15 protein-coding genes are annotated in these 24,238 nt (G+C 42.2%); 5 read left to right on the top strand and 10 right to left on the bottom strand.

Annotation, left to right across the window (positions count from 1 at the left end; genetic code table 11):
* Positions 1-95: 95 nt before the first annotated feature.
* From GLIP_RS05220 to GLIP_RS05240, 5 genes are all read right to left on the bottom strand, one after another.
* Positions 96-1,985: a hypothetical protein gene (locus GLIP_RS05220; RefSeq protein ID WP_008843542.1), complete on the bottom strand. Its 1,890-nt coding sequence runs from the start codon at positions 1,983-1,985 to the stop codon at positions 96-98.
* A gap of 104 nt (positions 1,986-2,089) precedes the next feature.
* On the bottom strand, positions 2,090-4,093 hold the full coding sequence (locus GLIP_RS22430) for a glycoside hydrolase family 32 protein (RefSeq protein ID WP_008843544.1): 2,004 nt from the start codon (positions 4,091-4,093) through the stop codon (positions 2,090-2,092).
* Positions 4,094-4,143: 50 nt separating this feature from the next.
* On the bottom strand, positions 4,144-5,472 hold the full coding sequence (locus tag GLIP_RS05230; protein WP_008843545.1) for a sugar porter family MFS transporter: 1,329 nt from the start codon (positions 5,470-5,472) through the stop codon (positions 4,144-4,146).
* 81 nt (positions 5,473-5,553) lie between these two features.
* Positions 5,554-7,266: a RagB/SusD family nutrient uptake outer membrane protein gene (locus GLIP_RS05235; protein ID WP_040521988.1), complete on the bottom strand. Its 1,713-nt coding sequence runs from the start codon at positions 7,264-7,266 to the stop codon at positions 5,554-5,556.
* A gap of 54 nt (positions 7,267-7,320) precedes the next feature.
* A complete protein-coding gene (locus tag GLIP_RS05240) occupies positions 7,321-10,305 on the bottom strand; it encodes a SusC/RagA family TonB-linked outer membrane protein (RefSeq protein WP_008843547.1) in 2,985 nt (994 codons plus the stop codon).
* Positions 10,306-10,880: 575 nt separating this feature from the next.
* Between GLIP_RS05240 and GLIP_RS05245 the strand changes: the two genes are divergently transcribed.
* The 5 genes from GLIP_RS05245 (at position 10,881) to GLIP_RS21325 (ending at position 15,950) form a co-directional block, all read left to right on the top strand.
* Entirely contained in the window at positions 10,881-12,254 is a 1,374-nt protein-coding gene (locus GLIP_RS05245; protein ID WP_008843548.1) for a tyrosine-type recombinase/integrase, read from the top strand.
* A 63-nt stretch (positions 12,255-12,317) separates the two neighbouring features.
* Positions 12,318-12,962 carry a response regulator gene (locus GLIP_RS05250; protein WP_008843549.1) on the top strand — a complete coding sequence of 215 codons (645 nt, stop codon included), beginning with the start codon at positions 12,318-12,320 and terminating at the stop codon, positions 12,960-12,962.
* Positions 12,963-13,101: 139 nt separating this feature from the next.
* A complete protein-coding gene (locus GLIP_RS22435) occupies positions 13,102-14,316 on the top strand; it encodes a flagellin N-terminal helical domain-containing protein (protein ID WP_008843550.1) in 1,215 nt (404 codons plus the stop codon).
* 11 nt (positions 14,317-14,327) lie between these two features.
* The gene (locus GLIP_RS21320; protein ID WP_161602040.1) at positions 14,328-15,041 is read left to right on the top strand and encodes an MASE1 domain-containing protein; all 714 of its coding nucleotides are present in this window, start codon (positions 14,328-14,330) and stop codon (positions 15,039-15,041) included.
* Positions 15,042-15,044: 3 nt separating this feature from the next.
* Positions 15,045-15,950: a sensor histidine kinase gene (locus GLIP_RS21325; RefSeq protein WP_052154933.1), complete on the top strand. Its 906-nt coding sequence runs from the start codon at positions 15,045-15,047 to the stop codon at positions 15,948-15,950.
* A 104-nt stretch (positions 15,951-16,054) separates the two neighbouring features.
* Here GLIP_RS21325 and darG read toward each other — a convergent pair whose 3' ends face one another.
* The 5 genes from darG to GLIP_RS05285 form a co-directional block, all read right to left on the bottom strand.
* Positions 16,055-17,092 carry a type II toxin-antitoxin system antitoxin DNA ADP-ribosyl glycohydrolase DarG gene (gene darG, locus GLIP_RS05265; protein ID WP_008843551.1) on the bottom strand — a complete coding sequence of 346 codons (1,038 nt, stop codon included), beginning with the start codon at positions 17,090-17,092 and terminating at the stop codon, positions 16,055-16,057.
* Entirely contained in the window at positions 17,093-17,779 is a 687-nt protein-coding gene (darT, locus tag GLIP_RS05270) for a type II toxin-antitoxin system toxin DNA ADP-ribosyl transferase DarT (RefSeq protein ID WP_008843552.1), read from the bottom strand.
* Between the two features lie 128 nt (positions 17,780-17,907).
* Positions 17,908-21,216: a type I restriction endonuclease subunit R gene (locus GLIP_RS05275; RefSeq protein WP_040521991.1), complete on the bottom strand. Its 3,309-nt coding sequence runs from the start codon at positions 21,214-21,216 to the stop codon at positions 17,908-17,910.
* A 5-nt stretch (positions 21,217-21,221) separates the two neighbouring features.
* Positions 21,222-22,583: a restriction endonuclease subunit S gene (locus tag GLIP_RS05280; RefSeq protein ID WP_083880066.1), complete on the bottom strand. Its 1,362-nt coding sequence runs from the start codon at positions 22,581-22,583 to the stop codon at positions 21,222-21,224.
* Positions 22,573-24,225: a class I SAM-dependent DNA methyltransferase gene (locus tag GLIP_RS05285; protein WP_008843556.1), complete on the bottom strand. Its 1,653-nt coding sequence runs from the start codon at positions 24,223-24,225 to the stop codon at positions 22,573-22,575. Before GLIP_RS05285 ends, GLIP_RS05280 begins: the two co-directional genes overlap by 11 nt.
* Positions 24,226-24,238 lie beyond the last annotated feature (13 nt).

Genomic DNA, 24,238 nt, shown 5'->3' on the forward strand with positions numbered 1-24,238 from the left:
CTTAATGACTCACCGGTCAAATCACCTTCTTAAAGTGATTGACCGATAATTTGCAAAGCGGTCACTAACCATAATGTCAGTGACGATATTTAAAACTAGGGCTGAGCACTAAATTCACTCATGTGCACATGATCAAATCCTACAAAACCACATCCTCCCGCCTCTTCATCGAAGATCAACACACGTACATAACTATCAACATAATCAGTTAAATCAATTTCCTGCCAATCATCGTCACCATCAACATGAGGAGGCGAGCATGTATCGGGCGTAAATGCGCCAACTTCAGTATCGTCATTTGCGTTCAGTACTTTCAATCCAACCAGCGCATTACCATCACCACCAGCCATCAAAAATCGCAATATGGGTCTAGCAGCATCAACTTTAAACGTTGGCGAAAGTAAACTTCCAACAGGAGCATCACAGCCTTGTGAATTGTCGTTTATCTCACAGGTAGAGACCGCACCAACGCCCAAGTAGGCAGGTGCTGGATCAAAATCTGTAATGCCACTTGTGCCTTTCCACGAGCCAGCAATGGCAGGATCCGCAAATGCGCCTGTAGCGGTCCATCCATTTGTTAATGCATCATCAAAGCTACCGATAACCTGTACAAATGTGTCATCTGTAATGGTTAAACCGGTATTACTCTGGTTCACATTCTGTTCGACATAATCCTCCATACCTACTCCAGTCATGTGCACATGGTCGACACTAACAAAACCGCACCCACCGGCTTCTTCATCAAATACCTGCACCTTAACAAATTGTCCTGCATAAGCAGTCAAATCGATGGATTGCCAATCATCATCACCATCAATGTGAGGAGGTCCACAGGAATCGGGTGTAAATAAGGCTAACTCTGAATCATCGGAAGCTAACAACACCCTTAAACCGACGGGTGCCGAGCCGTTCCCTCCCGCCATTAAAAAGGAAAGGAGTGGGCGTGCCTCATTAATTAAAAAAGGTGGGGAAGTTAACGAGCCCACAGGCGCATCACAACCTTCACTATTGGCGTTCATTTCACAGGTTGTAACTGATCTTAATCCTACCTTTGCACCCGGGGGGTCAAAGCTTTCTGTTGCCGTTCCCACCCATGCATCTGCATCAGCGGGATTTTCAAACGCGCCAGTTGCCAACCACTGATTCGTGGTTGCGTCATCAAAACTACCAATCACTTGTTCAAATGCATTATCATTCAAGGTGACATTAAATACGGTTTCATCAACGTTAGTTTCACGAAAATCTTGCTGCCCTGGGCCTGCCGTTACTCCCATATAAAAATGGTCAAAGCCGATGAAGCCGCATCCGCCACTTTCTTCATCAAATATAACTACCCGCACAAAATCATTTATCTTTGAAGTTAAATCAATAGCTTGCCAATCATCGTCATTATCAACATGGGGTGGCGAACAGGTATCTGGTGTAAAGGAAAATATTTCATTATCGCTATCATCCAACACACGCATTCCTACTGCCGCGCTGCCATTTCCACCTGCCATTAAAAAATTAAGAATAGGTCTATTAGCATCAACCCGAAATAAAGGTGAAATTAAGGTACCCACTGGCGCATCGCAACCTTCTGCATTGTCATTTATCTCACAGGTACTGACTGCGCCGAGTCCTACATATGCAGGGGCAGGGTCAAATTCAGTATTACCGCTGGTACCTTTCCACGCATTTGCACCTGCTGGATTGGCGAAAGCGCCGGTGGCTGTCCATTCATTTGTGGTAGCATCATCAAAACTGCCGATTACCTGTACAAATGCGTCCACTGAAACACTGATATTTATCAGTGTTTCATTAACGTTTTCTTCGCTGTACCCGTTGTCCACCGGTACCTCTGGTACCGGATCGGGTGAAATTATTAAATTTGCTGGCGGATCGACTCGATTACCTGCAGGATCTTCGATCTCTGTCTTACATGCGACTAAACCTAGCGCTAGTGCTGGTAAAACAGTCATGCTAGTTAATTTAGAAATTCTCATATTATGTTTCTCACTTAGTCCAACTGTTCAAATTGTTGTTAATCGTGTTTTTTATCACACAGAGCTAAACAACGTTGTCTATAATAGGTAAATAACTTCTGTAGTTATTTGATGTCAGCTGACAATAAATCCAATGTTGCTTTTTCTACGTGTGTCTGTGTGTCGCTGCTTAGCGTAATTTTATTAAAAGGCTCGTTGGGGAAGACCAATGCTGACATAACCAGTTCCCCTCCATTTACAAATACTTCTATGGATGAATTATCATAAAAAATATCAAACTCAAGATGATTAAAATCAGTATCTAGTAAACCGTGTTGCACACCCGCAAAGCGGGCTTCAAAATCCACATTACCTGACTGAGTGCGGTCAATTAACATCTGTTTTGATAATACATCCACGGTTATCGATACTTTTTCCTGTAAACTATTGAGATATTCAAAAACGAGCTCTTTGCCATTAAAATCTTTCAACGAAATACGTAATCTATTTGATCCGGCACGCAGATCTACATCACTAAATAAGGGGGTTTCTTTATGTACTTGTAGATTGTCTTGCTGGAATTGTTGAATGGAAATAAAGTCGAGCTCAGTGACAGGTTTAGAAATCAACCGCAAACCCAATCGGGTATTTTGCAAACTCAACGAGCGGGGTATCGTCATTGCACTACGCCATTTTTGGGTAGGCACTTGATTGGCGTAAAACCAGTTGCTCATCCACCCCATTAACATCAATCGCCCATCGTCTTTAGGTACGTCAGAGAAAGTAACTCCTGCGTAATTGTCGGTTCCATAGTCTAACCACAAAGCAGGATGTTTTGCCGCATTCGCTGGCTCATTTGCAAATACAAATTGATCTGCAAGAATATGTCCCCAACCACCTTGTGCAGAGTCAACAATTTCAATACTTGCGGATTGCCCTATAAATTCACCGACATCCCAGCTAGCGGGTTGTAATTTCTCCGACTCGGGTCCTGATGTCGAACGCACAACCTTGCCGTTTATTAGCAAATTAACTGCTGTTTGTTCGACATGACTGCCACCACCTACATAAAAATTAATAAATGGATGTGTCAATGTAAACGCGTGTGAACTCAGTCGTCCTGTAGCTTCATCGCCGGTATTAAAAGAATTGGCTAACCCATTACCATTAAAACCTGTTACTTCTTGCTGATTGCCATAGGCTCCTTTGGCAGGGGTATTGCCAAACGCCGATCCAGACACAGTCCAATTTTTAAAATCTCCTTCAAAGTCTTCAAATACCTGACCTTTCGGAAATACACCTGGTATTGGTTGTAGTGCATTTTGTATTTCTGGAGCTAGCGTAAATACCGAACCGTCAAAATCACCAATAAAATATTGCGTGCCCGAGCCGCCATTTGGAGCTCCCGGCATTACACTGACGATTAATACGTACTTATATTCATCGGTGCCTGAAACGTTAACTCTAATTAAATCAGGACATTCCCAAACTCCACCGTGCTCACCCCAGTTTTGACCAAAGCTGCTTTCGGCTACCCAATCACGCAGGTTAGTAGATGAATAAAAACCGATATTATCACCTTGCGCTAACACCATAATCCATCGCTGAGACGGCTCATGCCAAGATACTTTGGGGTCGCGAAACACAACTTTACCAGGGTTATTCAACACTGGATTTGCGCTGTATTTAGTCCACGTTCGACCTTTGTCAGTGCTATAGGCTATACCTTGGGTTTGAAAATCGTTGTTACCTGCTTTTTCTGACTTAGCATTGTGATAAGTAAATATCGCCACCATTGGCGGATTGTCTTTTGTGCCCAATCCTGACGTATTATTCCAATCAACCACTGCACTACCTGAAAAAATAGTACCTAATTCGTCGGGAAATAAAGCGATGGGCAAATGTTCCCAATTTACCATATCCCTGCTAACGGCATGGCCCCAATGCATGGGTCCCCATACCGTCGATTCAGGATGATATTGATAGAATAAATGATATTCTCCGGCATAGTAAACCATGCCATTAGGGTCGTTCATCCAGTTTTCGGCTGGTGTGAAATGATATTTAGGGCGAAACGCTTCTGCCTCCGTTGTAGAATTGGTATCAGCATTTTTGTTTTGTTGTGTCATAAAACAACCAGTTGTAAGTAGACTGATCGAAAGTAATAGTATCCATCTCATTAGCTTTGCGCCTTTTGATTGTTAGATAAATTGGAAGAAAGCGCTTCTAATGATTTACCTTTGGTTTCAGGCATCATGAAAAACACAAATAGGAGTTGCAAAAACATCATAAAAGTGAAGAAACTAAACACCGCCCCTGGGCTGTACTGCTCTAAGAAAAAGGGCATAAATAGAGTAATGAGCGCCGCAAATACCCAATGTGTGCCCGAACCAAGTGACTGTCCCTTAGAACGCACACTATTGGGAAATATTTCGGCAATAAATACCCAAATAACTGCTCCTTGACCGATTGCATGTGAGGCGATAAACAAAAACACAAAAAACACCACCAGCATGCCTCCTTGACCACTGTTAAACGCCCAAGCCACCACGGAAAGAGAAATGATGTAGCCGACCGACCCTAGGTACATCAAAGTTTTACGTCCTGCTTTGTCAATTAAGTAAATGCCCAACATTGTAAATACCAAATTAACAATTCCTATACCGGCAGAGGACAATAAGGATGAACTGGCATCTAAACCAGCTAGCTCGAACACGCGTGGCGCATAATAAATAATAAAATTAATTCCCGACAACTGGTTAAAAGCGGCAATCAAAAAAGCCAACGACATTGGCAAGGTATAGTGTTTTGAGAATAACTTAGCGGTTTTTTGTGTATTTACTTCTGTTTGAACGGCAGCGACAATACTATCTGCATCGTCATCACCCAATTGTCGCAACACGTCCTTGGCTTTGTTGACATTGTTACCATGTAATATGAGCCAACGCGGACTCTCTGGTGCACGGATAATTAACAGGAAATATGCCAAAGCTGGGATGGCTTCAACTCCCAGCATAATGCGCCAGTCATAGTCTGAAATACCTGATATCAAATAGTTAGATAAAAAAGCGATCAAAATCCCAAACACTATTTGAAATTGATAAATCGCTACAAGCCTTCCACGATGTTTAGCAGGCGCTATTTCAGAAATATATGCTGGGACCACAATAGAAGAAATACCCACACCAATGCCGCCAATAAACCGCAATATTGCGAATGTATAAGGGTCTTGAGCTAAGGCAGAACCAATCGCCGAAACCAAATACAACAGACCAATTAAAACCAATGTTGGTTTACGACCTAATTTGTCACAAGGATAGTTGCCACCTAATGCCCCTAAGACAGTTCCCCACAATGCCGACGACATGACAAACAAACCGTGAAATAAATTAGAAGATTGCCATAAAGCCTGAACTGGCTTATCAGCACCTGAAATAACTGCAGTATCGAAACCAAATAAAAATCCAGCGACAGCGACAGTGATAGACCAAAAGGCGATTTTACCCATTATAATAATTACTCTTCATTTACTGTTTTCAAGCGCTTAACCGACACAAGCTCATTGTCGGTTAAGCGATATTAAATAAAATCAATAGCCGGGATTTTGAACGTAAATTCCGCCGCTCAAATTGACCTGCTGATTTGGAATAGGCAAGTACTCGTGTTTACCTTTAGTGAAAGCCGCATCGTCGAGATAGGCCTTTCTGCCGCGTTCAATCGCGAAATAGGTATCAAGGGTTTCTTTTGCAACCCCCCAACGCACAAGGTCAAAAAAGCGATGTCCTTCAAGACCTAACTCTAGACGACGCTCCCAACGCAAAGCAGTAAAGGCTTCTTGTTTAGTGGCAAAACTGCTGTAAGGTTTGATGTTGTAGATACTGGCATCATTTAGCATATCAGTGCTGTTGGCTGCGCGAGTGCGCAGGCGATTGATAATCGGCAAAGCTTCGTCATAACGATCAAGCTGAATCAATGCCTCGGCTTTCCATAAAAGCACATCGGCATAGCGGACTAAAACCGTATTCATAGACCAGATAGTAAAGGGGCCATTTTCACCACGACAATCACACTCCGGATGCTCTAACTCCTTCATACTGGTAAAATTGCCATAAATCCCAGGTGCACGTGCCCAAGAATCACCACCGTGAATTAAACTAGCGTCATATTTAAACGGTTTACCTTCCATCGCAACGGTATGGTCAAGACGTGGGTCCACTTGATCGCTGTTCATATTGTAGACAGCATCATTAAACGTGGTAAATAAAGGCAAGCCGTTGTTGTCAGTTTTAAAGGCATTGACAAAGTTTTCAGTAGGAACATGGAAACCACAGCAGCCAAAGCCACCAGCCTGAGGGGCATTCAAGGCTGTAGGCCAGGAGCCACGACCATCTGGCGAGCCATCATTGAGGGAACGCTGTATCGCGAAAACAGATTCTTGATTGTTGTCATATTCAGCTTGAAAATTATTACCAAAATCCTCCAATAATGCATACACGCCTGAAGCTTCAATATCGTTGACCAAGCTCACGACTTCATTGAGTTTTTCTTGGTCGATAGAAACCACCTCATGTACATCGTTTTGTTCGTAAGCTTGATATAGTAAGGTTTTAGCTAAATACGCTTTGGCAGACAAAGCTGAAGCACGACCTACTTCTTGTTGCACATCAGGCAAATTTTGCGAAGCAAACCGAAAATCATCGGCAATTTTGTCCCATAGTTGCTGATCCGTTAAATCTCGGTTAGTGGTCGCCAGAATTTGCTCTTGTGTCATAGTTTCATCAATCCACGGAATATGCTTATGATGAATTTTCAAGTCGAAGTAAAAAATAGAACGAATAAAACGTAGTTCAGCTTGTTTAGCTGCCGCGTCTGGGATAGATGACGCATCGGCATTAGCGATGACTTGTAGACCGGCATTGGCCCTAGAAATACCTGTATAGTTGCGGGTCCACTTTTTATTATTTAGGTCAATCAAGTCAGGCGGAAAAGATTCCATATCAGGCACCAACGGCGCAAACATGGATAAGGCATGATAAGCGAAAATATCACTAGGACCATTTCCCCCTTTATGGGCATCACCGGCACGTAAATTACCTGTTGGCCATAAAAACATTGGTGCGGTGTAATGATCGTTGCCTAAATAAGAATAAGCGGCTATTACCAAGCCATCTATATTTTCAGCGTTGGTTACTTGAGATTCGGTTAATACTGCTTTTGGAGGTACATCTAAATCTCCCCCGCCGCAAGAAATAACCGATAGCGCGAGTAAACTACTTGTCAATAATTGATATACATTTTTCATAATTTTTCTCTGATTTCTGAACTTTAATCGGGTTCTTTGCAAGGCAAGTTTCATCTAGAACGTTACCTCTATTCCCACTGTGAATCGTCTCGCTACCGGGAATACTTCATTCGGTGTTTCAGGATCCTGACTCAACGTGCCGTCAGGCGTAATTGTCAGTAAATTAGAGCCCTGCAAGTAAACCCGAGCAGACTTAATGCCGTAATCATTGAGTAAAGATTCATCGGGCGTGTAGCCCACTGAAAGGTTTCTCAACTTAAGGTAAGAAGCGTCTTCGTAGAAAAAGCTTGATTGACGACCTTCGCCATTGTTATCAATTAAAGTGAGAGCAGGTACATCTGACTGCGTATTTTCAGGGGTCCAAGCGGTTAACACGCGATCGCCATAGTTAGAACCAATATTCAGTGACGTAAAGTCGGTAAAAGTTCGCCAGTTATTGCGAACATAACCACCTTCAACTCCCTGCCAAAACATGTTGAAATCCCAATTTCCGTAACTCACCGAAAAATTCATTCCGTAGATATAATCGGGATCTGAGCTTGCAAAGAAATCTTGATCTTGCTCATCAATTACGCCGTCGTTATTGAGGTCACTCCAACGAATGCGACCTGGACCTGCTCCTGCTTGTTCAGCATGAGCATCAACTTCTTCGTGGGACTGAAACAAACCATCAGCAATGTAGCCAAATACAGAATTAATTGAATGACCGACAATAGTTTTGTCTTGTCCATTTCCACCAAATGAGTTGACCACATCTGTGGGTAAATAAATAACTTTGTTATCTGCTTTTGAAATGTTAAAGGTAAGGTCAAATGATAACTCTTCTGCTAGGAAATCAAATTGCACAAAATCTTCGTATCCGATAATGAATTCGTAACCAACATTTTCGATCGTTCCACCATTAACTAACTTTTGGGCCCCTTCACCCAAAGTAGCAATCGGTTGAGTAAGAGTAAGTATGTCTTTAGTTTCTTTTTCAAAATAATCAAAACTGCCGTAAACCGTACCGTAGTAAAGGCTGAAATCGACACCGAAGTTAGTTTGTGTTGAAGTTTCCCATTTCAAGTCCGGATTACCCGTTTGAGCCCGTGTAAAACCAGAAGGTAACGTACCTGAATTAGCCCCTGTAATATCATAAGCAGTACCTTCATCCTGAAGGTCCGTAAATAGTGATTGAGTGGCATAGCGTGGTTGATAAGTTGTACTGGTAGCACTTGTACTAATTTCCTGATTTCCTGTTTCACCCCAACTGGCACGAAACTTTAGCGACGAAATTAGTTCAATATCAAAAAACTCTTCGTTCGAAACAACCCACCCTACAGAGGCTGCAGGAAAATTACCGTACTCATTATTTTTACCAAAACGCGACGAACCATCTCGTCTTAGAGTCACACCAGCTAAATAACGTTTGTCATAATTATAATCTGCACGAGTAAAGTAGGAATTAATTTTCCAACTATCTCCTCCCCCCTCTACTCTGACATCGTCAGTGGCTTGGGATAAAAATGCAAAATCACGGTCATCAGATGCAAAGCCTGAACCGAATCCACGCGTGTACTCTGTATCAAATTCAATATTTTCAGTACCTAACAAAAAGGTAAACTTGTGATCATCATTCAGAACTAGTTTGTATTCTGCGGTATTCGACCACACTAAACTACGGTTCCAATTTTCATCTACTGTTAATAAATCGCCAAAACTTAAATTCCCAGCCCGAAAACTGCGAGTATAGTTTCGAAAATAAAGTTGTCCGTAATCAACACCAAAATTACTCCGTAGTTTAAGGTTTTCAATCGGTGTATATTCAATGTAGAGGTTACCCATAATCTTGTTATAGCGATTAACGTTGTCTTTATTCATTTCAATTAAACGAACTGGATTATCACGATCGGTTATGCCAGATACCGGCCCTCCCCAACCACCTTCTTCATTGTAAACAGGGACAATAGACTGCTGCTCTATAGATAGGCCTAAAATATTGCCAGCAAGCGCGTTAACTAGATTTTCTCGTTGATTGGTAATTGTAAAGTTCTGACCAACTGTAACTTTGTCCTTAATAATCTCGTGTTCTGAATTCACGCGAAACGACAATCTCTCAAATTGCGAACCATCTACAATACCCTCCGCTTCAAACGAACCTATTGAAGCATAAAATCGTGATGTATCACTTGAACCTGAAATCGACAAATTCATATCTGTAGTCATTGCAGAGCGCGTGACTTCATCGAACCAGTTTGTATTTGCTGGACGCTGCACTTGGTCTGCATCAGTAAACGCGGGTAAAATGACACTATTCAATTCAGGATTATCAAAATCCTCATTCCAATCATAGGTGTATAAAGGACTGACTGAATCTGGATTTCGTCTATCATTTACGGCTGCCCGCCATACTGCCTGCCCACGTTCGGTAGTTGTTAACGGGTTAAGATCAAAAGAATAATCCTCAAAACTTTGGTTGAATCTGAAATTGACGTTAAAGTCGTCGGAACCTTTTTTGGTAGTGATAACGATGACACCATTGCCGGAGCGCGCTCCATAAATACTCGCCGCAGCTGCATCACGTAGTACCTGCACATCAGCAATATCATTGCCATTTAGTTCGTGCATGCCACCTTTGGTTGGAATGCCGTCTACAATGTATAGGGGATCATTGTTTCCTAATGGACCTAAGCCTTGCCCACGTATACGCACAGTTGCGCTTGAACTGGGATTGCCATTAGTGGTGATTTGTAAACCAGGTACCCGCCCCTGCAAATTTTGCATTATGTTTCCAGCTGGTAAATCAACAACTTCCGATAAATCTACTGTTGATATAGCGCCTGTTAAATCAGATTTTTCTACTGAGCTGTAACCATAACTAACCTGTATAACCTCGATATCTTCATAATTGGCAGAATTATCTTCGCCTGCTGGTACTTGGGAATTTTGGTTATCAACATCCTGCGCATGCGTTACGCCAGGGATCGCGAACATTAAAGAGCAATTAAATAACGCCACCCTTATGCTTAACGATAGTTGATTTAATTTTGGCTTTATCATGTATCTCATCCTGTTTATGTGAGTGCAATTCATTTAAACAACGTTGTCTTTTTATATTTATAAACTTAAAACAATAAAGATTCAACATATATTTAACAATTTAAGGTTGAGGTTTTTATGAATGTATAAAAAAAACAAAAATGCGATGTCAGGAAATTAAAAAGTGAAATAGATTTTAAATTTTTAAATTTAATTTAAATATCAAATAGATGAAAATCCCAAACTAACTATTAGATGAGGCTAATGTAGTTAATTTTTGTTTATATGAAATTACATTGTGAATAACAGTAAAGGTATTTGTTAAACCAGACTCGTTGTCGATACGCACGCGCAGCAGCGGGACACGAGCGTGGCGCTGGTACGATTCTTTTGTTTTAATCCTAAACGAAAAAGCCCCGCATTTTCATGCAGGGCTCTTGGAATAAATGGTGCCTCGACCCGGGATCGAACCAGGGACACGCGGATTTTCAATAAACAGCTTCGCCAAACAACTTATAAAATCAAATAGTTACATGCATAAAAATTAGCTTTGCAAAAACTTTGCATAATTTGTTGATTCATGATCTACTATCAGCATGGCTAAATACACTGCTCGGCATGACATCAATGACACGCTGTATATCTATAAACAGGATAACAGCGAGCGTTGGTATGTGCGTTTTAGATTCGAACAAGATACCAAGTGGCGTACCAAATCAACCAAGAAAAAAGATAAGGATGAAGCCATTGCTATGGCTCATCGAATCTACCTTGACCAAGAAATTCGCTTTGAAGCAGGAACGCTAATTGAAAGTAAACGCTTCAAACATATTGCAGATAACGTAATTGACAAACTAGAAGCCGAATTCGCAATGAAGCAGGCACTAAGGTCAAAACAAGTGCCGCCTGAAAAGCTAGTCGACTATATTGAAGCTAATGATCGGATTGGCTCTAAGAGACAGGACAATGACCCCGTTTTCCATGATTATTCACGTGCACTCAAAAACTACCATATCCCCTACTTTGGCAAGAAGTACATCACAAACGTAGACCAAGAAGCAATCAGTGAGTTTGACGAATGGCGTGCTAATAAGTTAGGAAGAAAACCCGCTTCATCCACATTGCAAACTCATAATGCTGCACTCCAATTAGTGTTTAAGGAAGCAATTGAACGAAGGTGGATGATTGCCGCTCAAGTGCCAGTATTATCATCTAAAGGTGAGTCGGGTACTCGACGAGCGGCGTTCTCAGAGGAAGAGTATGAAGTTGTACTCGAAGGCATATATGAGAGTGAATCCAATGCCCATACTGAAAAAACACGACAAATTCGAGAGCTGCTTTATGACTACTGCGAGATTGCAGTAAACACAGGAATTCGACCTGGCACTGAAATGGAGGCCATAACGTGGGGTGATATTGAATTACGCAGCCAGAATGAAAAGGCTCAATTTTTTATTCACGTACGGAAGGGTAAAACAACCAAACACACTGGTACCAGAAAAGTAGTTTGCAAAAAAGACGTGATTGGCGCCCTTATAAGACTCAGGAAGCGATTCCCAAACAGAAAACCTACAGACATATTGATGCGATTAGCGAGCGGAGAGTCTACTCCACAGTTGAGCAAAGCATTTGAAAAAGTGCTGCAACGTGAAAATCTAAAGCAATCCCCTATGGGGCCACGTACACTCTACTCGCTTAGACACACTTACATTACATGGCAATTGCTTAATGGTCAGACTATGGATGTCATTGCCAAACAATGTGGCACCAGCGTCGCCATGATTGAGCAGCACTACAGTCATGTTAAACCTGAGATGTTTGCAGTTGCCCTGTCAGGTGTGACATTTGACAAAGAGAAGCCACTGCCAAAGTCCAAAAAAAGGCAAACTGTGGATTCCAAAAATATGGAACGCGATGAGAAACGATTTAAAGAATGGGCAGCTGAGTATAAGACACGCGGCTGTATCTAAGCCTAAGGCTTATTCTCATTACGAAAAAATCTCAATAGAATGAAATATAGAAAAGGAGAAAATGTGAATATCATTCTAATTGACGATCATGAAGTTATCCGTGACGGAATAAAGGGCCTAATAGAACAAGAGTTTGGCTGGCAAGTTATTTATTCTGCATCTCAATTACCGAACTATAATGGCAATGACTTATTTGATAACACCGACGTGGCAATCCTAGACATTTCACTAAAAATTGAGTCAGGTTTCAGTATTCTTCAGAAAATTAAATCTTTCTACCCCCATATAAAGTGTGTCATGTTGAGCATGTATGATCACATAGGATATGTAAGTAAAGCTCTGGAATTAGGAGCAGATAGTTATGTCACCAAAACTGCGGCCACAAAAGAGTTAATGGCAGCGTTGGGAGCTGTAGAAAATGGTGATAACTATCTGAGTTCAGATATAAGTAATTCACTCGCATTCAGTAAAAATAATTCTTTCAATGGATTAACCGACCGTGAAAAAGAGGTGTTTCTTCATCTCTCAAAAGGCTTACCGCCCAAGAAAATATCCAAAGTATTGAATACCATGCCAAAAACAATCATGGTTCATCGCACCAACATTTATAACAAACTTGGTGCCAGTTCTCAGTTTGAATTACTCCGGCTTGCACTTGCAGAAGGTATTTTGGATGTTGAGGATATTCTCAACGTCTCACAAAACTAAGCAATCCGCTTAGAACGCATAAAGCTCTTACTTATGCAGTTATTTTTTAATTGTACGTTACCTATTCCAAACAACAAAAACATTCGTTGTGACCTTTGTGTTGCGAACGTGAAAGCTGTGTTAGGAGAGGTGACGAGTTATGAGCATATTCGTCAATACAAATGTGCCATCGCTCGGAGCGACTCGACAAGTGGGTAACATTCAAAGTTCTCTCACTCAAAGTTATGAACGCTTGTCATCTGGCTTTCGTATCAACAGTGCCAAAGATGATGCAGCAGGGCTACAAATTTCAGACCGGATGACAACTCAGGTGAACGGGCTTAATCAGGCAGTTAGAAATGCCAATGATGGCATCTCTGTAGTTCAAACGGCTGATGGTGCTATGCAAGAGATAACAACTGCATTGCAGCGCATGCGTGTTTTGGCGGTGCAGGCGCAAAACGGAATTAACTCAGGTAGCGATCTACAAGCAATTCAAAAGGAAGTTGCTGAGCTTAAAGAGGAGATTGACAAAATTGCGCAAACAACGCAATTCGCTGGGCAGAACTTGCTCGATGGCCAATACAGCAGCCAGTTTCTTGTTGGTGCAAATGCAGGACAAAATATCACCGTGTCTCTTGCAACCAGCAGGGGGTTCGGCACTGAAAATATTGGCATAGGAGGACTTGATGTAAGAACACCGGATTCTCCTACGATTGTCGACGACGATGGAGGTGACTTAATTTCTCTAGGGACCGTGCCTGGGGGAGTATTCGCATCAGTACCTAGCTCCTCAGGTGTTTTGGCAGGGTTACAAGTTAGTGTTGATAATCAAGGATTTGTAAACCTACCATCTTTAAATTTGCCAGGCGGGTCCGGTCCAAATGCTATTGCAATAGCTGATGCAATAAATTTGATAACCGATCCTACATTAATTCCAGGAAGTGCTTCTGTTGCTGCTACAGGGGGTAACTTATTACTGTCAGGGAGTACAATTTCAATCGCATTCAAAATTGGACCGACAGGCGATTTAGCCACCATCAACTCATTAACTGGTATTTCAACTAACTTCTTAACTTCACTATCTACAGATAGTTTTGAATCAAATTTATCGATAATTGATGGTGCAATCTCTCGAATAGGTTCTTTCAGAGCAGAACTCGGCGCTTTACAAAACCGATTTCAGTCTACGATTAGAAACCTTTCAAATATCGAAGAAAATGTCCAAGCCGCAAGAAGTCGAATTAAAGATACTGATTATGCCGTTGAGACCGCTGAGTTGAGCAAAAGCCAGATAGTACAGCAGGCATCATTATCCGTGCTTGCTCAGGCAAATATCAGACCTCAGACCGCCTTAACACTTTTACAAAATTGATGGAATTAAATTTGAAACCTGTCTTAAGTGCAAAAGATGTAACAGAAAACGTTGTCCGATATTCGAGGCAGTACTTAACCCTTAAATTTCTGTTTTGGGGCGCTTTATACTCAACCACTTTTCATGGCTTGTGGTATTTGAGTACTCAACTTGAAACTGTAGTTAACACAGTGAGTTGGTATCTTCCAGCCGGTCTCAGACTAGCAGCGTTCATCATTGCTCCTTACCGCAGTTGGCCAATGCTTATCGTCTGTGAAAAAGTACTTTTTTATGTTCTGTTTAGTCCGAATGCGGCTTTAGATAAAGACTACTTTTTCAGTGGCTCTGTCGGATGGTATTTGGTTCATTTTATAGCCGCGCCATGCGTCATTATGGCTGGAGCTTGGGTCATTAAAAGAAAATTCTCCGCACCTTACATTGCCTCTGTTGAATCAACGATCTCGTTTCTCATTTATAGCTTGATAATGAGCATGTCTTTCGGTCTGCTGTTCTTGGGAAGAAAAGCATTTGAAGGTTCACAAGTAAGTCAACATTTTTGGTCGACGCTTTTTGAATTTACGCTTGGTGATATCGTTGGCATTCTCGTTTTATCACCGCTCCTATTACTATTGAGTTCCACACAGCGAAATGGATATTCGTCAGGTTTGGCATTGTCTGTATCAATGTGGCTTCTCACGCTCGTTGTGTCTCACTTGTTTCTAACGAGTGGTTTTGATTTTTCATAGCATTTGAAACACCTTGCTATTCTTCCTGCCTTATTTTTAGCTTACAGATACGCGATTGTGGGGGCTGCCTTTTCAAACCTATTGATAGGAATAACGGCATTCGTAGCATCAATTGATTCAGACGTTACACCACTTGAGCATCAGTTTTATGTTATTGCCATGTCTATAAGCTCACTTATCCTAGGTGCGGCGACTTATCAGACAAATCAAATGCAACGTCGACTTGAGCTGTCGAATGACAAGATAAACGCTAAGAACACTCTTCTTACAGACGCTTTGGACAACATTCACCGTCTAACCAATCAATTGATTTCTTCTCAAGAAGATGAGCGAAAGCGATTATCGAGGGATCTTCATGACGATTTTGGTCATCGAATTGTTGAACTACAGTTACAACTTAGCTTAGCCAAAACTTCAAGTAGCCCAAACTTTACTTTTTTTGACAACCTTTCAGATAAGCTTGACGCATTGCATCATGCAATGAAAAAAAGTATTGGGAAACTACGGCCACATGGTATCGACACATTGCCTATTGAGGAGGTTATCCGCAACTCAGACATTATCAAATCTGCGAAGAGGCTTGGCCTAAAAGTAGAAATAGATGCAAAAGGCTCAATCGATGCATTGCCGTATACTTTAAAAATAAATACCTATCGCATTATTCAAGAAGCTTTAACCAACATCATAAAGCATGCTGATGCTTCTTTAGTAAAAATACAATTAGACTATGGGCAATCCAATTTGGCAGTAACAATCCAAGATGATGGTGTTGGTTTCGAGCAACCGAGTGCCCCCTCTTCCTTAGGTGTTGTCTCGATGCATGAGCGAGCAATGCTGATGGGGTGTGAGTTGCTGATCGCTAGCAACTCGGCAGGAACGACGATTTCTTTCAATGCTCAGATAAAATAGTCAGTGTTAATTCATATTAAAATGGAGCTATTTATAGTTGTTATCGCTGCGAACATTTTTGATGTCGGCGGTGATTAACAGCAGCTAGTTCCGCAATCAAATTACTAGTGAATCCATCCGGTTTGTTCAAGTCGCTTCCAAGCCGCTTCAACATGTAAAGGCGTCATCAGTACCTTCTTTCGATCGTTCCACTTATGGATAGCTCTAAGGGCTTCGTTCGGATTCGAAGCTCCCTCGTTCTTGTTGACCCAATGGACAGTAGAAAGAAGCTCAACACCATATGGTGACTGATAACCGTCAATTAATTCTGCCACTCTTTGAATTCTACTATTTATAGTCTCATTTGAACTTTCAAGAAACTGCCTAGCATCTTCCAAAGCTGATTCGATTGGCCTTATTTCTGATTCCACAACACCATCACCGACACCCTGAATATAATGCCCATCCATAGTATTGAGTGCGTGCCTTAGAGCGTCAGCATATGGACCATAAGTATCTTTTTGAAACTGAAGCTTCATATTCTCGCCAGCTTCTTGAAGGAAGTAAGCAAGCTTCTGCACTTCAATTTTAGATAAACCAAAATTTACTGAACGATAAGTCTCTAACAAGGCCAAAATAGCCGCTCGTCCGGCTGTCATCTTTGGCTTGGGGGTATTAATGTCTAACTGTGTTGCCTTAATGCTATCGTTGGGTTCAAACAACCTGACTTCTAAATCATCAATTGGTTCTAAGTAAGCAAAGATTAGTTTCTTCACTTCAATCCAAGGCAACCCGCCTAAACCGCTACCCAAAGGTGGTATAGCAATTGATTTAATATTTTTGTTTTGAATATTGTCTACAAGGCTCTTTAAGCCCGATTCAATATCCTCCAGTTTCGAGGCACTTCTCCAGTGACCCTTAGTAGGAAAGTTGATGATATAACGGGGAGTTGCTAGAGCACCAAGTTCGAATGTAAACATCTGCCCAAGTTTTACATCACCTTGTTTACAAGCAGCGGCGTACGCTTTGAAATTCTCAGGCCACTTTTTCTTAAACTGTAGTGCTATGCCTTTTCCCATTACGCCGACACAGTTAACCGTGTTGACAATGGCATCAACATCTTGCTGTTTAAGCAGATCCCCTTTTGTGGAAATTATCGTCATCTACTGTCCCAAAAAGTACCAATCAGTCATTACATCGACGGTTAAGTTAATATTACTTTGCGCTAGGATTGATCTAGCCTCAGTTGCCTTATCCTCATTGGCTACACCAATTCGCGTCATCCAACTCAAGGGCACCTGCTCTTTAATCAAAAACTCTGCTTGCCTTTTTTCTCCTCGATCCACATACCTTGGATTGGCATGAGAGTTCATAAAGTACTTACAAAACCCGTCTAACCGTGGAGACTCGGTCATTGTCAACCAATCGACAGAACTTGCCAAGAGATTTAGGTCAGTAAAACACTGACTGTAATCTAGCGTCGCATTTCGGTCATAAAAAACAAATTCCTGCAAACCATTGTGCAGAGCGTTTTCAATTGTTGTTTCAAAATAAATTATATCCGTTTGCTCATAATTACAATTCTGAACTGTTCCATTATGAATGGCAGAAAGCATTGGTGATCGAGGCGCGAAATAAAAAGGCACAAATTCATGTACCAAGCCTCCGGGTGGATTGCTCACAGATTTAATCGCCCTAGCCCCTTGGGCTCCGCTATGAGCAATATTATGATATTGCAAACCGAGCTGCTGACTTTTAGTATTACTAAGTAAGCTTCCTTGCCGACAAATCATTTCAAGATTATCAATAGCGGTAATATGAAATAGGCGCACAGGCCTAGGCATGGTCATATTTCTTCCCTACTTAAATTAGTGCGTGTTCAAAATCTTAATAAGTTGAGCAAGATCACGTGCGGTCAGCTTCTCACGTTTATGATCACGCAACGTCTCGATGATCATGTCTACCCGCGTCTTACTGCTCATACTTTCTCCCTATTCTTCTTAAAGTTCTCAGCCTGCTCGAAGATCTCCTTGTACACCTCGTCGCGATCGACTGGTGGGTAGCCGTGCTTAGCTAGTAGTATGATTAAGTCCACTTTCAACTCGGCTTTAATATCGTCGCGTTGGCTCCAGTCGGTGTACTTGGCTTTGTCGTCTACAACTTCTTTTACAGCCTTGGCTAGCTCTAGTAATTTATCTTCGGGGTAGTTGAAGTCGTATTTGGCGGCTAAGGCAAGCAGGATGTCATAGAACGCTTTTTCCTCGAAGTTGATGCCCATATCTTCAAAGGAGTTCATTTCGGTTCTGAGGTCGTTGTACATGTTGATGATTTCGTCTGAAAAATCTTCCAGTACTTTGCTCACCAGAACGTCTTCTTCTTTTCGCTCGTTATATTTTTCGACCAGTGATTTAAATCGCTCTGAAAAGTCAAACGCTTTAGTTTTATTAACCTTTTTGAACTCGCCCAAGGCTTTTGCCAGCATCTGCTGAAGTAACTGTATTTTGGTATTTGGCAGCTTTATCTTTTCTATCTTGGCAAGGTAATCATCGTCGAAGATATCTATTCCATCTTGGCCTTGTCCAAGCTTGAAGATTTCTTCTACGCCATCAGCCTTTAAGGCCTCGGTGATCATTTCGCGTACTTTGGCATTCATCTGCGCAGTATCTGGCGCATTGCCTTTGGTTAGCTTGTACACGATGGAACGCACTGCAAGATAAAAGTGGATCAGGTCTCGGTCTTTTTGGTTAAGTTTCTCGCTACCACAGCAAACGTCATAGGCTGCCTTCAATCGTTTCACCAATGCCATGAAGCGATGCTCAAGCTTTTTGGTTTGTAGCACGAACTCAGCAGCATTATTCAAACAGTTCAACTGAGCAATAGGTTTGCCAGTGAAATAGTCGCTGGCATCAAAGCCGTAGGTCAGCTTGGCAAGAAGGTCTAAATGATCTTTCACCACCACGACAGACTGGGCGATATCTTCAAAATTGGTTTCATCTGTCTTGGCATATTGAGCCAACGCTTTATTCATCTGGCTTTTTATACCGATGTAATCAACGACTAACCCCTTGTCTTTGCCTTCGTATTTGCGGTTAACACGAGATATAGTCTGAATCAGGTTGTGGCGCTGTATGGGTTTGTCGATGTAAATCGTGTCGAGGAATGGCACATCGAAACCGGTTAACCACATATCCACCACAATGGCGATTTTGAAATTGGACTTTTCATTTTTGAATTGACGATCAAGCTCTTTACGATCTTCCTTGGTACCGAGTAAATCCCACAATACTTTGGGATCGTCTTTACCACGGGTCATTACCATTTTTACCCGTTCTATCGGCTTAATCTTTTTCTTTTCTTGTTCAGACAGTGTTGCGCCTGCTTCGCACTCCAATACTTCAAACCATTCGGGCTTAATGTCTTTAAGTGCTTGATAGAGCTGCCAGGCGATTTCGCGGCTACTGCACACGAACATGGCTTTGCCTTTGGTGGTTGAGCCTTCTAATAGTCGCTGCTCGTAGTGCGCTACAAAATCTTTCGCCAGAGCCTCTATACGGTCAGGGTCGCCCAAAATAGCCGTCATGTTCGCTGAGGCTTTCTTACTTTCCTCAATCTGGTGTTCGTTGCTGCCGTCTTCGGCGCATTGCTGATAATAGGCTTCAATCTCTTCTAATTTGGCATTGTTCAATACCACTTTGGCTGCGCGACCTTCATACACAATACTAACGGTGATCTCGTCTTTGACAGACTCTGTCATCGTATAGCTGTCGACCACCTGACCGAACACATCCAAGGTGGCGTCTACCGGTGTACCTGTAAAGCCCACATAGGTGGCATTAGGTAGCGAGTCATGCAAATACTTGGCAAAGCCGAAAGTGCGTTTAACACCTGCATTAGGACCTTTCTCCACAATGCGCAGTTTCTGATCAAGATTAGTCTGACTTCGGTGTGCCTCATCTGAGATACAAATTACATTGCTTCGTTCGGTCAATAGCTGGGTATCTTCTGTGAATTTGTGGATGGTGGTTAAGAACACACCGCCGCTGTTGCGGCCTTGTAATTTAGCACGCAAATCAGAACGACTTTCTACCGACTCTACAGTCTGATCGCCAATATAACCTTTGGCATTGGTAAACTGTTGGGAGAGCTGGTCATCCAAGTCGGTTCTATCTGTAATCAGCACTATGGTTGGACTTTCGAACTCAACACTTTTCATCAACAAGCGGGTTAGAAACTGCATGGTAAAGCTCTTACCGCATCCCGTTGCCCCAAAGTAAGTACCACCTTTACCGTCGCCTATTGGCTTACGATGGTCTTTAATGTTTTGGTATAACTTTCTAGAGGCATAATACTGCGGATAGCGACAGACAATTTTCACTTCATGTTTTGAGGTGTCAGGAAAGAACACGAAGTTACGTATCACATCACGAAGACGCGCTTTATCAAACAAACCTTCCAACAGTGTATGCAATGAGCTGATGCCGTCTTTTTCAATCGACTCGTTCCCTGTCACCTTTCGCCACGCATAGAAGAAGTCATAAGGTGCAAACAAGCTACCCATTTTGTTATTAACGCCATCGCTAATGACACAAAGTGCGTTATAGATAAATAACTGGGGGATGTCTCTGCGGTATCGTGTTGTGAGTTGCACGTAAGCATCGTGAATGCTGGCTTCTTCGCCACGAATCGCACTTTTAAACTCAAACACCACGATAGGTAAGCCGTTGATATACAGAATGCCATCAGGTATGCGAAGCTCGCCTTCAGCACCTTCTATCTCAAGCTGATTAACGATTTTATAGATATTGCTGTCTTTAGTGGCTGAAACTATCGTTTCGAATTCAGGGTGTTGCTCGGCCACCTTTTGTTGATGGTTTTGCTCTATAAGGTTTGTTTCGTACTTGCCGCTTAGTAATACTGGAAGCAGTGACTCGACCACGTTATCGTAATCAATAAGCTGAATATACAAGTCTTTCTGGGAGGCTTTACCTGCTTCGCTACTAGTTTCTCGCTTAAGCAGAAAACCATCACTTAGCCATTTACAAAACGTTTTATTGCTTTCGTATAGATCGCTGGCAGGCAGAAGCTCAATCTGGCGTATTATACTGTCGATTTCACCGCTGGTAATATCATCATCGGTATATCGCTTGGCTAAAAACGTACGCAGGTCATCTTTAATGATAACGTCGGTAGGCGCACGCGCAATCTGATTACCTGGCACATAAGGATATCCCTGTCCTTCTAGCAACTCGATAATTGCCGCCTCTAATTGTGCTTCGGTGAAATTCAGCATACTTACACTCCCTGTAATTCAGCCTTTTGATCGATACCGCTTTTTCCTGCTGAATTTAGTCGGATTTCGCCGGAGATCAGATTTGGAAGCAAACAGTCTCTAATATGCATCAAAGTAGTATTTTGTTTTGAGTTTTTAGATACCTTATTGAAGTATTTAGAAACAATCTCTTTGAAAGCCTCTGCAACATTAATTGATGGGATGTAACATGTGTAATTATGAACATGATTCCTATTCAGAGTAGGAACAGCAGAGCCTGAGTTGAATTCTTCTAAAGGTAAAGATTGTAAAAAGAAAAACGCATGATAAGGATTTGATGCCTTATACTCTTTTATCCAAAGTGTCGTATTGAGTGGCCAAAAATCTTCATCAACAAATGTCGTAACTCCCAGTTTACCACTTCGACCTGTAACTACACCGGGACCTGCTACCTTACTTTGATTGTGCGTTCCATCTTGGCCGCTTGCCGCCATTAGTGGAAATTCACCATCTGTCCTAGAGTGCTTTGGTAGATCAAACCCTCTTTGCAAAACCATCAAATCACTTAACACTCCTAATGCCCATCCCTTCGGCACCCAACCATCTATACCAACATTAGGCTCACTTGTTTGCTCAAACTCGTTGGGGAATAGGTTTCGGATATGTTCTGGCAAAGGCTGAAAGTCAGGTAACGCTTTGGCCTTTTTGCGAACTTCGACTCGATAGGCCAATTCTTCGGGTATTGGATTACCTGCCGCTAGCGCGTTATCCACTACCGGGTCAAAATCGACAAACCAGCTTTTAAAAAGCGCCTGCGCCATTTGCTCTAGGGTTTGGTTGGTTTGTTGATTTAATTGGATTTTGTTGTCCAAAGTTTCCAAGTGGTCAGCTATATAAGTTTGAATTTCTAATTTTGGCTGTGGGACTTCAAATCCCTCAATCATCGACTTGGTTAGCGCATTCCGTGTCGCGCCTGCGCTAGCCAAATTTAGCAATAACTTCTGGGCATAAGGAGAAGCCAAATAGTACCGAAGGAATCTTGCGTCAAACTCTGATGGTTTTGGGCGAATAATAGCTACGTGCTGATTAACTCTAGCTGGAAGTACATTTATATCTACCAAGCAAACACGAGCGACGGAGTCGCCAGTAATATTAAGAAGAATATCTAATGGTTCTAATACGACATTATTAAGCTTCTCTCCTGCTTTTTCGTCTATATAAACCAAGCCGTCGTGTTTAAATCCTTCGTTGTATATATTTTGGCTGCGTATCAAGCATATCTCACCTGAATCTTTGTATACACTACTTCCACCTCTCGGAGTTGCTCCGCTGCCGATTTTTATGCAGTAGTCTTTCAGGGGCACTTTTCGCCAGTTATTTTGCATATCCCAACCCCGCTAAATTTTGGCGAATAGCTTGATCCAATTGCTCAGCCTCTTCCATTTGGCTGAATAAAGCTTGGCTTAACTCACGCATTTTCGCCTCAAATGGAACTCCATCATCTTCAATGGCGGCGGCACCGACATATCGACCTGGCGTTAACACGTAATCGTTAGCTTTTATTTCGTCTAAGGTTGCGGATTTACAAAAACCGGCAATATCTTCGTATGAATCAAGCTGCTTGTGTTCCTTTAGCAGCTCTTGTGTCGGGGCGTCGTTTTGTTGTTCTGCGAGTGCCTGTTCAATGGATTGGTTATCCTGTCGCCATGCATGGTAAGTGTTTGCAATTTTAGCGATATCTTCGGTAGTTAGTTCCTTGTGCACACGGCTAATCATACTGCCCATTTCTCGGGCATCGATAAACAGTGTTTCGCCTTGTCTGTTGCGGTAGCCCCGCTCTTTATCTTCACGTTTATTCTTACTGATAAACCACAAGCAAACAGGGATTTGTGTGGTGTAGAACAACTGGCCGGGAAGCGCAATCATGCAATCGACGAGGTCGTTCTCGATGATTTTCTGACGAATAGCGCCTTCACCACTGGTGTTAGAGCTCATTGAACCATTCGCTAACACAAAGCCTGCCGTACCGTGCTCACTAAGCTTAGAAATCATGTGCATGATCCACGCATAGTTAGCGTTACCTGTTGGCGGTACGTCAAAGCCAGCCCATCGAGGGTCGTCGGTGAGTTCATTGTCGGCACGCCACTGCTTCTGATTAAACGGTGGGTTCGCCATAATGTAATCGGCTTTTAGGTCTGGGTGTTGGTCTTTAAAGAAAGTGTCTGCGGCAATGTCACCGAGATTGGCAGAGATACCCCGAACCGCGAGGTTCATCTTCGCCAGTTTATAAGTGGTGTTGGTATATTCCTGACCGTAAATGGAAATATCTTTGCGATTGCCTTTGTGACTGTCGATAAACTTTAACGACTGCACGAACATACCGCCTGAGCCACAACACGGATCGTATATCTTGCCTTTGTAGGGCTCTAACATATCGCTGATCAGGGTAACCACAGACTTCGGTGTATAAAACTCGCCACCGCCTTTTCCTTCGTTAGCGGCAAACTTACCAAGGAAGTATTCATAAACTCGACCTACTAAGTCTTCCTCGCTCATGTCGCATTCGTTAGCCACGGTATTGATGTTATTAATGGTGTCAATGAGTGCGGCGAGCTTGCTTACGTCCAACGACAAACGCGAAAAGTAGTTATCAGGCAATGCGCCTTTTAACGATGGATTGGTTTTCTCTACGGTATGTAATGCAGTGTCAATTTTAACCGCGATATCGTCTTGCTTGGCTTGTTTTTGAATTGTCGACCAGCGGGCTTCTTCAGGTAGGTAGAACACATTATCTTTAGTGTAAAACTCAACCATATCAACATAGTCGCCCATGCCTTCTGCTTTAAGCTTTTCTCGTTGGGCTTCAAACTTATCGCTGATGAACTTGAGGAAGATAAGGCTGAGAACTATGTGCTTATATTCTGCTGATTCAACGCTTCCACGAAGCTTATTGGCTGCATCCCATAGGGCTTCTTCAAAGACGATTTCTTTCTTATTAGCTGATGACTTTTTCGTTGTTTTACTCATTGCTTGTTTCCAT

This window comes from Aliiglaciecola lipolytica E3 (assembly GCF_000314975.1).
GTDB classification, from domain to species: Bacteria; Pseudomonadota; Gammaproteobacteria; order Enterobacterales; family Alteromonadaceae; genus Aliiglaciecola; species Aliiglaciecola lipolytica.